Annotated in this window: 7 protein-coding genes; 6 read left to right on the forward strand and 1 reads right to left on the reverse strand. The window is 72.2% G+C overall.

Going from position 1 to position 12,503, the window contains the following annotated elements; genetic code table 11:
• Window positions 1-43: 43 nt before the first annotated feature.
• From recC to recD, 3 genes are read left to right on the forward strand one after another with little or no spacing between them, the layout of a single operon-like run.
• Window positions 44-3,568, forward strand: a complete 3,525-nt coding sequence (gene recC / locus CLV01_RS02690; protein WP_099732451.1) for an exodeoxyribonuclease V subunit gamma — start codon at window positions 44-46, stop codon at window positions 3,566-3,568.
• Window positions 3,565-7,425, forward strand: coding sequence for an exodeoxyribonuclease V subunit beta (gene recB / locus CLV01_RS02695; protein WP_099732450.1), 3,861 nt, complete (start codon window positions 3,565-3,567; stop codon window positions 7,423-7,425). The genes recC and recB overlap by 4 nt, the downstream gene beginning before the upstream one ends.
• Window positions 7,422-9,614: an exodeoxyribonuclease V subunit alpha gene (gene recD / locus CLV01_RS02700; RefSeq protein ID WP_099732449.1), complete on the forward strand. Its 2,193-nt coding sequence runs from the start codon at window positions 7,422-7,424 to the stop codon at window positions 9,612-9,614. The genes recB and recD overlap by 4 nt, the downstream gene beginning before the upstream one ends.
• Window positions 9,615-9,632: 18 nt before the next feature.
• Here recD and CLV01_RS02705 read toward each other — a convergent pair whose 3' ends face one another.
• A complete protein-coding gene (locus CLV01_RS02705; protein ID WP_099732448.1) occupies window positions 9,633-10,295 on the reverse strand; it encodes a glutathione S-transferase family protein in 663 nt (220 codons plus the stop codon).
• Window positions 10,296-10,414: 119 nt separating this feature from the next.
• Here CLV01_RS02705 and CLV01_RS02710 point away from each other — a divergent pair, with 119 nt between their 5' ends.
• The 3 genes from CLV01_RS02710 (at window position 10,415) to CLV01_RS02720 (ending at window position 12,470) form a co-directional block, all read left to right on the forward strand.
• The gene (locus tag CLV01_RS02710; protein WP_013800287.1) at window positions 10,415-10,774 is read left to right on the forward strand and encodes a hypothetical protein; all 360 of its coding nucleotides are present in this window, start codon (window positions 10,415-10,417) and stop codon (window positions 10,772-10,774) included.
• Between the two features lie 96 nt (window positions 10,775-10,870).
• The gene (locus CLV01_RS02715; RefSeq protein ID WP_013800288.1) at window positions 10,871-11,383 is read left to right on the forward strand and encodes a copper chaperone PCu(A)C; all 513 of its coding nucleotides are present in this window, start codon (window positions 10,871-10,873) and stop codon (window positions 11,381-11,383) included.
• A gap of 142 nt (window positions 11,384-11,525) precedes the next feature.
• Window positions 11,526-12,470 (forward strand): PhaM family polyhydroxyalkanoate granule multifunctional regulatory protein, encoded by a 945-nt coding sequence (locus CLV01_RS02720; RefSeq protein WP_099732447.1) that lies wholly within the window; start codon window positions 11,526-11,528, stop codon window positions 12,468-12,470.
• Window positions 12,471-12,503 lie beyond the last annotated feature (33 nt).

Here is a 12,503-nt window from a genome sequence, read left to right on the forward strand (position 1 = left end):
TTAAGCTCGCTGCTCGCATGGCTTGGAGCACGGGGGCGCAGAGGTGGCATCGCATTGGCAGCCGGGCTTGATCGCCCTGCACGGGAATCAGACGGAGGTGCTGGCCGACACGGTGCTGGCATGGCTGGCTGCGCACCCGCTGGATGTGCTGGAGCCCGAGGTGGTGCTGGTGCAGAGCAACGGCATGGCCGAGTGGTTCAAGATGCGCATGGCCGAGCAGCTGGGCGTGTGCGCCGCCGCGCGCGTGGAACTGCCTGCGCGCTTTGTGTGGCGCAGCTACCGCCAGGTGCTGGGCCGCCAGGCCGTGCCGCGCGAATCGCCCCTGGACAAGACGCCCATGACCTGGCGGCTCATGCGCCTGCTGCCGCAGTGCCTTCATGACCCGGCGTTCGCCCCCATTGCAGGCTTTCTGCGCCCCGGCGAGCCCGAGCGGCTGCTGCAGTTGGCCCAGCGCCTAGCCGACCTTTTCGACCAATACCAGATCTACCGCGCCGACTGGCTGGATGCCTGGGAGGCCGGGCATGACGTGCTGCCCATGCCCTTGCGCCCTGGTGTGGCGGACGCCCCGGTGCCCGAAGGCCAGCAGTGGCAGCCGCGCCTGTGGCGCGCCGTGCTGGCCGAGCTGGACGAGGACCAGCGCGGCGCCACGCGCGCGCGCCTGCAGGGCAGGGTGCTGGCCGCGCTGCAGTCCGGCGAGGCGCCGGCCGCGCCGCTGGCACGCCGCGTGGTGGTGTTCGGCATCAGCCAGTTGCCGCTGAGCCTGCTGGAGTTCCTGGCGGCCATCGCCCGCCACAGCCAGGTGCTGCTGGCCGTGCCCAATCCCTGCCGCTTCCATTGGGCCGACGCCATCGACGGGCGCGAGCTGCTGCGCATGGCGCGGCGCCGCCAGCCGCTGCGCGGCGGGCGCGATCTGGCGCAGCTGCCGCTGGAGGCCATGCATGCCCACGCCCATCCGCTGCTGGCCGCCTGGGGCCGGCAAAGCCGCGACTATGTGCGCCAGCTCGACGCCTTCGACACCACGGGTGCCGCCGCGCAGCTGCAGATGCCGCGCGTGGACCTGTTCGACGAAACCGATGCCGAGGACCTGCGCACCGCGCCGCTGCTGGCCCAGGTACAGCAGCGCATCCGCGACCTGGTGCCGCTGGCCGAGCACCCGCCGCTGGAGGTGGCGCGGGCCGATCGTTCCATCGTCTTTCACAGCGCCCACAGCGTGGTGCGCGAACTGGAGGTGCTGCACGACCAGCTGCTGCAGATGCTGGCCCGGCCACCGGATCCTGCCCAGCCAGGGCAAGCGCCGCTGGCCCCGCGTGACGTGGTGGTCATGCTGCCGTCCATAGAGACGGCAGCGCCCTCGATACGTGCGGTCTTCGGCCAGTACGGCCGCCATGACCCGCGCCACATTCCCTTCGACATCGCCGACCTGGGTGCGCGCGCCAGCAGCCCGCTGGCCGTGGCCCTGCAATGGCTGCTGCGCCTGCCCCAGCAGCGCTGCCGGCTCAGCGAGCTGTGCGACCTGCTGGACGTCCCCGCGATTGCCGCGCGCATGGGGCTGGCGGCCGACGACCTGCCCCAGCTCACGCGCTGGATGGCCGGGGCCGGCATCCGCTGGGGACTCAATGCGCCGCAGCGCGGCGCCCTGGGCCTGCAGGCCTGCGGCGAGCACAACAGCGCCTGGTTCGGCCTGCAGCGCATGCTGCTGGGCTATGCCGGCGGCGTGGCGCAGGACGGCCAGGCCTTTGGCGGCATCGAGCCCTATGACGAAGTGGGCGGCCTGTCGGCCGAGCTGGCCGGCGTGCTGGCTGCGCTGCTGGAGCGCATGCTGGCCTGGTGGCGCGAGGCCGGGCGGCCCGCCACGCCCGAGGTCTGGGCGCAGCGCTTTCGCGCACTGCTGCAGGACTTCTTCAAGGCGCAGGACGATGAGGACGAGGCCATGCTGGCCGCGCTGGACGCCGCCCTCACGGACTGGCAGCGCGCCTGCGAGCAGGCCGGCTATGCGGACGCCGTGGAACTGGGCGTGGCCCAGGAGGCCTGGATGCAGGCGCTGGAGCAGCCCTCGCTGTCGCAGCGCTTTCGCGCCGGTGGCGTGACCTTTTGCACGCTGATGCCCATGCGGGCCATTCCCTTCGAGGTGGTCTGCCTGCTGGGCATGAACGATGGCGACTATCCGCGCCGCGCCACGCGCAGCGACTTCGACCTGATGGCGCTGCCCGGCCAGCAGCGCCCCGGCGACCGCGCGCGCCGCGACGATGACCGCCAGCTCATGCTCGAAGCCCTGCTGTCCGCACGCCGCGCGCTCTACATCAGCTGGACCGGCCACCATGTGCGCGACAACAGCGAGCAGCCGCCCTCGGTCCTGGTCTCCCAGCTGCGCGACTACCTGGAGACAGGTTGGCGCGGCGAAGGCGGCCAGCCGCTGCTGGCGCAGCGCACGCAGCAGCATCCGCTGCAGCCCTTCAGTCGCCGCTATTTCGAAGAAGGCTCGCCCTGGACCACCTATGCGCGCGAATGGCGGGCCGCGCATGCGCAGTCGGACGGCACGGACGCGTTGCCTCCGCTGCCCGCGCAGCCGCGCCCGCCCTTTGTCCCCGACGCCTCGGCACCGCTGACGCTGGCCCGGCTCACCGATTTCCTGCGCCACCCGGCGCGCGCCTACCTGCGCCAGCGCCTGCAGGTGCGCTTCGAGCAGGAGGACAACCCCGTGGTGGACGAGGAGCTGTTCCAGCTCGACGGCCTGACCGAATACCTGCTGGTGCAGCAGTTGCAGCAGCAGGTGGCGGCCGGCCTGGACGAGCCCGGGCAGGCGCCCCAGGCCATGGAAGACAGCGTGCGAGCGGCCGTGGCGCGCCTCACGCGCTCGGGGCGGCTGCCGCTGGCGGGGCTGGGCGAGCGCGGCGCGCGGGCGCTGCAGTCCTCGGTCACGCCTTCGCTGCGGGCCTGGCGCCAGCAACTGGATCGGTATGCCCATCCCGCGCCGCGCAGGCGGCTGCTGATCGAGGACGATGGCCTGGTGTTCGACGACTGGATCGACGGGCTGCGCCAGTCCTGCGAAACCGAAGAGTCCCCCGATGCGGACGACGCACAGTGCTGGCTGCTGCTGGACCCGCGCAACCTGCTCAATGCCAAGGGCAGGCCCCATGCCGACAAACTCATGCCGGTCTACCTGCGCAGCCTGGCGCTGGCTGCCAGCGGCTCGCAGGCCGAGTTGCGCGTGGTGGCGCGCGACGGCCTGGTGCAGGTCCTGCCCATGGACCCCTCCGACGCGCTGGCACGGCTGCGTGAATTGATGGCCCTGTGGCGCGAAGGCCAGAACGGCCCGCTGCCCCTGCCGCTGCGCAGCGGCCTGGCCATGGCCGAAGGCTTTCCCGCTGCGGCACAGCAGGCCTATGAGGGCGGCCATCTGGTCGGCGGCGAAGGCGAGGACCCGTCCTGGGCCCGCTGCTACCCGGACTTCGAACAGCTGAGCGCCGATGGCCGTTTCGAGGCCCTGGCCCATGCCGCCCACGCGCCGCTGCTCGACTGGGTGGCCGCGCAGGTGCAGGTCCTGCCGTACCAGGGGGAGGCGCAATGAGCGCGAGCGAAATGATCGGCGCCGTGACCGGCGATGTGGACGCCGATGTGGACGGCGACGTGACCAGCCATGTGCTCGACGCACAGCGCTTCCCTCTGTGGGGCAGCCGCCTGATCGAGGCCAGCGCCGGCACCGGCAAGACCTGGACCATCGCCGCGCTCTACCTGCGCCTGGTGCTGGGGCATGGCGAGGGCAGCCTGGACGGCATCAGCAGCACGGCCTTCGAGCGCCCGCTGATGCCGCCTGACATCCTCGTCATGACCTTCACGCGCGCGGCCACGCGCGAGCTGTCCGACCGCATACGCAAGCGCCTGATCGAGGCCGTGCAGTGCTTTCGCGACGAGGCCGAGCCCGCGCCCCACGACGGCTTCCTGCACGCGCTGCGCGAGGCCTACCCCGAAGGCGCGGCCCGTGAACGCGCGGCCTGGCGCCTGGCCATGGCGGCCGAATGCATGGACGACGCGGCCATCCACACCATCGACGCCTGGTGCCAGCGCATGCTGCGCGAGCATGCCTTCGACAGCGGCAACCTCTTCGACGAAACGCTGGAGCCCGACGAAAGCCAGCGCCAGACCGAGGCCGCGCAGGACTACTGGCGCCAGCAGTGCTACCCGCTGTCCGACGAGTTGCTGGATGAGGTCCTGAAGATCTGGCCCCACGTCGGCGCCCTGGTCGATGACATGCGCGCCCTGCTGCGCGAGCCCCCCGTGCCCGGCGCGGGCGAGGGCAGCCTGGCCGACTGCCTGCAGCGCGCCATGGAGCAGCGCCGCAGCCGCCTGCTGGCCCTGGCGGCCGGCTGGGACGACAAGGCACAGCGCCTGCAGCGGTGGCTGGATGGACAGCTCGACGGCCATGGCGCGCTGTGGGACAAGCGCAAGCTGCAGCCCGCGCGCTACACCGGCTGGCTGGCCGCGCTGGCCGACTGGTCGCGCGCGCCGCTGGACGGCCCGCTGGCGCTGACCGAGGCCGCGCGCCACCGCCTCAGCCCCGAGGGCCTGGCCGAGGCCTTCAAGGGATCGGCCGGCGATGTGCTCATGCCGCTGGAGCTGGCCGAGCTGCAGGCGCTGCTGGTGCAACTGGAGCAATTGCCGCCCGTCAGCGTGGCCGTGCGCCTGCATGCGGCCGCGCGCGTGGCGCAGCGGCTGGCCCACCTCAAGCGCCAGGCCGGCAGCTTCGGCTTTGCCGACATGCTGCAGCGCCTGGACACGGCCCTGGCCGGCGACAACGGCGCCGTGCTGCGCGAGCGCATCCTGGCCCAGTACCCGGTGGCGCTGATCGATGAATTCCAGGACACCTCGCCGCTGCAGTACCGCCTGTTCGACCAGATCTACCGCACGGCGGCCAACGACCCGAACAGCGCCCTGCTGCTGATCGGCGACCCCAAGCAGTCCATCTACGGCTTTCGCGGCGCCGACATCCACAGCTACCTGCAGGCGCGCCGCGCCACCGAGGGCCGCCACTACGTGCTGGGCACCAACTACCGCTCTACCCAGGCGCTGGTGGGCGCCGTCAACCATTGGTTCGCGCAGGCCGAGCAGCGGCCGGGCGAGGGCGCCTTCATGTTCCGGCGCGGCAGCCACAACCCGCTGCCGTTCGAGCCCGTGGCCGCCCAGGGCCGGCGCGAGCTGCTGCACACGCGCGACGGCGCCATGCCCGCTCTCACCGTGGCCTGGAGTGCGGGCCGCGACGAGGACACCGGCATCCCCCTGCCTTTGTCGGCCGACGAGGTGCGGCGCCGCTTTGCGGCCCATTGCGCCGAGCAGATCGTGCAGTGGCTGGCCGACCCGCAGGCCGGCTTTGTGCAGCCCGATGGCCGCCTTGTGCGCCTGCGGCCTGCCGACATCGCCGTGCTGGTGCGCACGGGCCGGGAGGCGGCCGCCGTGCGCCGAGAACTGCAGGCGCGCGCCGTGGCCTCGGTCTACCTTTCGGACCAGGATTCGGTGTTCGCCAGCGACGAGGCCCATGACCTGCTGTACTGGCTGCGCGCCGTCGCCGCGCCGCTGGATGCCCAGGCCGTGCGCGCGGGCCTGGCCACGCGGCTCATCGGCCTGTCGCTGGACGAGCTGGCCTGGCTGGCCGCCGACGAGGAAGCCTTTGACGTGCGCAGCGAGCAGCTGCGCGAACTGCACAGCATCTGGCTGCGCCTGGGCGTGCTGGCCATGCTGCGCCAGACCCTGTACCGGCTGGACCTGCCCGTACGCTGGCTGCAGGACCCGGCCATGGGCGGCGAGCGGCGCCTGACCAACTACCTGCACCTGGCCGAGCTGCTGCAGACCGCCAGCGCCCAGCTGGAGGGCGAGCAGGCCCTGATCCGCTGGCTGGCCACCCAGATCGAGACGCCGGGCAGCGGCAGCGAAGAGCAGGTGGTGCGCCTGGAAAGCGATGCCGACCTGGTCAAGCTCGTCACCGTGCACAAGAGCAAGGGCCTGGAATACCCGCTGGTCTGCCTGCCGTTTGCGGGCAGCTTCCGCCCCATGGAACGGGCCAGAACGCCGTTCCTGACCCTGTCCGCGCAGGACGAGTCGCAAGACGACGCGGCTCCGGCCCGCCGATTGCTGCTGGACTTCAGCGACGAGGAGCTGGCCCAGGCCGACCGCGAGCGGCTGCGCGAGGACCTGCGCCTGTTCTATGTGGCGCTTACCCGCCCGCGCCATGCGCTGTGGCTGGGCCTGGCCCCGCTCAAGCGCGGCAACGGCAAGGCCTGCGTGAACGAGCAGGGCGCAGCCGGCTACCTGCTGGGCGGCACCGAGCCGCGCTCGGCCCAGGGCTGGCGCGACGGCCTGCAGCAGCTGTGCGGCGAAGACCCGCACATGGCCTGGCGCGACCTGGATGCCGGGCCACTGCAGCGCACGCGCTGGCAGCCCCCGGCCGGCGCCACCCCGCTGCACGATGCCCCGGCCTACGACGCGCGCTTCGACACCCGCTGGGGCATCGGCAGCTTCTCGGCCCTGGTGCGCGCCATGGCCGCGCCCAGCCTGCCCGTGCTGCCCGTGGCCGTGCAGCGCCCGGCCGAGGATGAGCAGGCGCTGGAGCCGCCACCATCGCCGGAACTGGCGGACATTGCCGGCCTGGCGGGCCTGCAGCCCCTGCAGGATGGACCGGCCGCTGGGCCTGCGGTCTGGCACCGCTTTCTGCGCGGCCCCGTGGTCGGCAACTTCGTGCACGACCAGCTGGAATGGCTGGGCGGCGAAGACTTTGCCCTGCCCGTGGACGGCCAGGGTGCGCTCGCTGATCGCCTGGTGCGCCGCTGCGAGCGCGCGGGCCGTGGCGAGCAGGCGCGCGACCTGCTGGCCTGGCTCACGGCCGTGGTCCACCAGCCGCTGGCGCCGCTGGATGTGACGCTGGCCACGCTGGGCCCGCAACTGTCCGAGATGGAGTTCTGGCTGCCCGCGCGCCAGCTGCCGGCCGAGCGCATCGACCAGCTGTGCCGGCGCTTCATCCTGCCGGGGCAGGAGCGGCCCGCGCTGCCCCAGCGCTCGCTGCACGGCATGCTCATGGGCTTTGCCGACCTGGTGTTCTGCCACGAGGGCCGCTACTGGGTGCTTGACTACAAGAGCAACCACCTGGGCCCGGACGGCGCCGCCTACGGGCAGGAGGCCCTGGCCCGCGCCATGCTCCACCACCGCTACGACGTGCAGGCCGCGCTCTACCTGCTGGCCCTGCACCGGCTGCTGCGCAGCCGCCTGGGCACGGCCTACGAGCCGCAGCGCCAGCTGGGCGGCGCGCTGTACTACTTTCTGCGCGGCATCGATGGCCCGGCCGGTGGCATGCATGCCATGGCGCCCGAGCTGCCCCTGCTCGATGCGCTCGATGAACTGCTCGGCCCCGGCCGCGCCGATATGCAGGAGCCGCCATGAGCCCGCGCCCCCGTTCGCGGACCGTCGATACGGCCACGCTGGACCTGTTCGACGAACGGCCGGGCGACGACTCGCCGGGCGGCGAACCGCCGGGCGACGCATCGCTGGGCGGCAAACCGCCGGGCGCCGTGCCGCCAGACACCAATGAAGTGCTGGCCCTGCTGCGCCGCTGGGCCGATGCCGGCCTGCTGCGGCGCCTGGATGCGGCGCTGGCCTCCTTCGTCGCCGGGCAGGATGCGCAGGCCGGGCCCGCCTTGCTGGTGGCCGCCGCACTGCTGGCGCAGATGGAGGGGCGCGGCCACAGCTGCCTGCCCCTGGCGCCGCTGGCCGGCCACCCCAACGACGTGCTGGCCTGGCCCGCCGAGGCGCTGCCCGCGCAGCAGGCCCTGTGGCAGATGCTGCCCGCGCGCCTGTCCGGCTGGGTGGCGGCGCTGGGTGCCAGCCCCGTGGTGCGTGTGATCGGCGACGCGGGCCAGGATGGCGGCGAGGACCTTGGCCAGCCCCTGGTGCTGGCCGGTGCCGACGGCCCCGCGCCTCTGCTGTACCTGCGCCGCTACTGGGACTACGAGCGCGCCGTGGCCACCCATGTCATCCAGCGCACGGCGGCGCAGGCCGTGGCCGGCCAGCCGCTGGACGAAGCTCAGGCCCGGCGATGGCTGGACCGCCTGTTCCCGCCTGCGGCGGAGGGCGGCCCCGTGGACTGGCAGAAGCTGGCCTGCGCGCTGGCGCTGCGCGGCCGGCTGTCGGTGATCACGGGCGGCCCCGGCACCGGCAAGACCTATACCGCCGCGCGGCTGCTGGCCCTGCTGTTTGCCACGGCGCCCGACGCCGGCCAGCTGCGCGTGGCCCTGGCCGCGCCCACGGGCAAGGCGGCCGCGCGCCTGAAGCAATCGATCGACGGAGCCTTGCTGCAATTGCAGGGCAGCATGGGCGGCGAGATCGACCTGGCGGGCCTGGTGCAGCGCATGGGCGCGGCGCGCACCCTGCACTCCATGCTGGGCGCGCGGCCCGATACACGGCACTGGGGATTCCATGCGGGCCGGCAGCTGGACGTGGACGTGCTCATCGTCGATGAGGCCTCCATGGTCCACCTGGAGATGATGGCGGCGCTGCTGGAGGCACTGCCGTCCGGCGCCCGCCTGGTGCTGCTGGGCGACAAGGACCAGCTGGCCTCGGTGGAGGCGGGCGCCGTGCTGGGCGACCTGTGCCGCGATGCCCAGGCCGGACGCTACCTGCCGGACACGCTGGACTATGCGCTGCGCGTGGCTGGCCAGGCGGTGCCGCCGCAGTTCGCGGCGCCGGCAGGCGACCGGCCTCCGGCTCTTGCGCAGCACACCGTCATGCTGCGCGAAAGCCGGCGCTTCGGTGGCCCCATCGGCCAGTTGGCTCGCGCCGTGAATGCCGGCCACGCCGCGCAGGCCCAGGCCTTGCTCGATGCCGGCACGCAAGGCGGTACGCACTCCGAACTCTGGGAACGCCAGGGCGGCGTGCAGGCCGTGACCGAACTGGCCGTGCGCGGGCGCGGCGGCCTGGCCAGCTATGCGCTGTATGCCAGGGCGCTGCAAAACAGGCCGGCTGCGGACGGCGGCTACGAGGCCGCGCACCGGGCCTGGGTGGTCGATGTGCTGCAGGCCTTCGAGCGCTTCCGGCTGCTGTGCGCCGTGCGCGAGGGGGACTGGGGCGTGTCCGGCCTCAACCGGGCGGTGGAGCAGGCCCTGGAAGCGCAGGGCGCGATCCGCCGCAGCGGCGAATGGTATGCGGGCCGGCCCGTCATGGTCACGCGCAACGATGCGCAACTGGGCGTGTTCAACGGCGACATCGGCATTGCGCTGCCGGGTGGGTCGCAGGGCGGGTCACAGGGGGCCCCGCAGGGTGGGCCCGGGCAGCCGCTGCGCGTGTACTTCCTGCAGGGTGACGAGCTGCGCTCGGTCGGTGTCAGCCGCCTGGCCCATGTGGAGACTGCCTTCGCCATGACGGTGCACAAAAGCCAGGGCTCGGAGTTCGAGCACACGGCCCTGGTGCTGCCCTCGCGCGGCGGCAGCGTGCTGGGGCGCGAGCTGGTCTACACCGGCATCACGCGCGCCCGCCAGGCCTTCTCGCTGTTCTCCGAGGTGCCGGGCCTGCTGGCCTCGGCCGTTGGCAGCCCCACGCAGCGCGCCAGCGGGCTGCTGCGCTGGCTGCAGGACTGAGGCGGGCAGGGCGGCGGCTCAGGCCGGGGTCTTGTCGCTGGCGTAGCGGGACATCATCAGCGCCGTATTGGTCTTGCGGTCGGCATTGACCTGCTGCACCGTGGGCCGCTCGGCCATGCGCGTCAGGTACTCGCGCACGGGCAGGTCGGCCAGCACGTCGCGCCCGCCAACGATCTTGCTGGCTGCGCTGACCAGGGGCAGGTGGACGATGGCGCAGCAGTCGGCCAGCGTGAAGCTGTCGCCCGCCACGAAGGGTGAGAAACGCGCGAGCTTGGCGAAGGCCGCCACGTTCTTGTCGAGCTGGGCCAGCGTGCGCTCCCGGGTGGAGTCGCTGACCTGGCCGCCGAAGAAGGCCTGCGGGTAGAGGATGCGCGCCACCAGCTCCAGGTGCAGGTCCAGGTACACGCACAGCTCGCGCACCTTGGCGGCCTCGAAGGCGTCGGCCGGCAGCAGGGCCGGCGAGGGCGACAGCGTCTCCACGTACTCGACCATGGCGGCCGACTCGCACAGGCCACGGCCGTCGTCGATGCGCAGGTACGGCACCTTGCCCAGCGGCGACAGTGCCATATCGGTCTCGCCCAGCCAGTCCAGTTCCTCGTTGAAGGGCAGCTGCTTTTCCAGCAGGGCCAGCTTGACCTTGTTGTAGTAGTTGCTGGCCGCGAATCCGCACAGGGTGAGCATGGGTGTCTCCTTGGGTTGTTTGTGGTGAAGGCGAGGGTGCGCGCCTGTGATGGTAGGGGCGGGCAGGGCATGGCGCGGTCCCGGAGATGACGACTGGGGCAGACCCCTAGAATGGCGCCATGCCGCTTCGCCTGCCCTCCACCTTGGCTGCCTGCGCCCGCTGGGTGCTGGGGCTGTGGCTGTGCGTGGCGCTGGCATCGGCGTTTGCGCCGCTGGCGCGCGCTTCGGGCTGGGAGCGCCTGTGCTCGGCCGCTGGCGAATCGGTCTGGGTGCCATCGCCGGCCGGTCAGGACAATGCCCTTGCCGGAAGCCACGGCATCGACTGCCCGCTGTGCCTGCCCCCGCTGGCGCCGCCGCCCGCCCGGTGCAGTGCGGCCCCGGCACCGCTGATGGCAGATGCGCAGCCACGGGCGCACCCGGCCTCCGTCCACAGCGTGGCCATGCCGGCCTTGCCGCAGGCCCGCGCCCCGCCCCGGTGACTCCCCATTTCAATCCCTGCCTCTTTCGCTTGGCTTTTGTTTTTGCAAGGCACACAGACCGTGCTGCAACGTATTGAATTTTCTGGAGAAACCGTGATGACACTGCGTCAATGGACCACCCCTTTCCTGATCGCCGCCTCCCTGTCCATGGGCCTGGCCCATGCCCATGCCGATGCCGCCCACGTCAAGGCCGACGCCGCCTGGGCGCGTGCCAGCGTGCCGGGCCAGCAGGCCACGGGCGCCTTCATGCGCCTGACGGCCGAGGAGCCGCTGCGCCTGGTGGGTGTGGAGTCGCCCGCCGCCGGCGTGGCCGAGGTGCATGAAATGAAGATGGAAGGCGATGTGATGCGCATGCGCGCCATCGACGGCCTGGACCTGCCCAAGGGCGTGGCCGTGGACCTGAAGCCCGGCGGCTACCACGTCATGCTGCAGCAGCTCAAGAGCCCGCTGCTCAAGGACAGCCAGGTGCCCATCACCCTGGTGTTCAAGGATGCCAAGGGCGAAACCTCGCGCCTGAGCCTGCAGGTCCCCGTGCGCGCGATGGCGCCTGGCGCAGCGGCTGCCCCGGCAGCGGGCCACGGCGGCGGCCACGCAGGCCATTCGCACTGAGCCAGCGCCATTGCACCGGGTTTGTGCGCAGCCGCATGCGCATGACTTGCCGTGGACTTGGCGTGTGCCTGGGTTAAGCTGGGAGCATGGCCGGCATCCTTCGCCGGCATGCTCTTCCAACCCAGTCCTAGCGAGTGCTGCCATGAGTGACGCGTCCTCCTTCGGTTTCGGCAAGTTCATCCCCGGTTTCGACTTCCTGCAGGGCCTGGCCCAGAGCGCGGGATCGGCCACGGCCCGGCCCCTGGGGCGCCTGCCCGAATGGGTGGCGCCCACGGTGAGCATCGAGGAGGTGGACAAGCGCATCACCGAACTCAAGGCCGTGCAGTTCTGGCTGGACCAAAATGGCAAGGCGCTGGCCGCCACCATCCAGGCCCTGGAAGTGCAGCGCATGACGCTGTCCACCCTGCAGGGCATGAACGTCAGCATGGGCGAACTGGCGCAGGCCTTCCAGTTCCCCGCCGCTGCAGCCGCCACCGCTGCTGCAGCCACTGCAGGCAAAGGCGCCGCCAGCGCGGGGCAGTCCGACCACTCGGACTGGCCCATGTCCTCCGCCGGCAAGGCCGGCAAGCAGGAAAAGCCGCAGGCCGCGCCCGCACAGCCCCCTGCCGAGCCGCCTGCAGCTGCTGCGGCCGCTGCATCCGCGGATGCCGGCAGCAAGGCCTCAGGCCCTGAAGCTTCTGCGCCCAAGGACGAGCCGGCCCAGGCCGCCGCCATGGGCCAGGCCATGCAATGGTGGGGCGCACTGACCCAGCAATTCCAGCAGATCGCCGCCAAGGCCATGGCCGAGCCCATGGCCCCCGAGGCCGTGGCTGCCGCACAGCGCGCCACCGGCATGGCCGGCGACATCGCCAAGGCCGCCATGGACCGCATGACGGCCCAGGCTGGCGCCTTCGCCGCGCAGGCAGGCAAGGCGGCTGCACCGGCGGCCAAGGCCCCGGCCGGAGCCGCCAAGGCGCCTGCGAAAGCGCCAGCCAAAGCCCCACCGAAAGCGCCAGCCAAGGCAGCGGCCAGGAAGACGGCGGCAAAGACAACAGCCAAGGCACCGGCCGCAGGCAAGGCGCCGGCCAAGAGCCGGCCACCGCGCTGAGCGGGACGGCGGCACCCATGGATGGTCTAGAGC

Origin of the sequence: Delftia sp. 60 (genome assembly GCF_002754395.1) — a bacterium.
Taxonomy (GTDB): Bacteria; Pseudomonadota; Gammaproteobacteria; order Burkholderiales; family Burkholderiaceae_C; genus Comamonas; species Comamonas acidovorans.

What these genes read in the sequence shown, in the direction of transcription:
- recB (WP_099732450.1), top strand. Translation starts at nt 3,565, where the DNA reads ATGAGCGCGAGCGAAATGATCGGCGCCGTGACCGGCGATGTGGACGCC.
- recD (WP_099732449.1), top strand. Translation starts at nt 7,422, where the DNA reads ATGAGCCCGCGCCCCCGTTCGCGGACCGTCGATACGGCCACGCTGGAC.
- CLV01_RS02705 (WP_099732448.1), bottom strand. Translation starts at nt 10,295, where the DNA reads ATGCTCACCCTGTGCGGATTCGCGGCCAGCAACTACTACAACAAGGTC.
- CLV01_RS02710 (WP_013800287.1), top strand. Translation starts at nt 10,415, where the DNA reads ATGCCGCTTCGCCTGCCCTCCACCTTGGCTGCCTGCGCCCGCTGGGTG.
- CLV01_RS02715 (WP_013800288.1), top strand. Translation starts at nt 10,871, where the DNA reads ATGACACTGCGTCAATGGACCACCCCTTTCCTGATCGCCGCCTCCCTG.
- CLV01_RS02720 (WP_099732447.1), top strand. Translation starts at nt 11,526, where the DNA reads ATGAGTGACGCGTCCTCCTTCGGTTTCGGCAAGTTCATCCCCGGTTTC.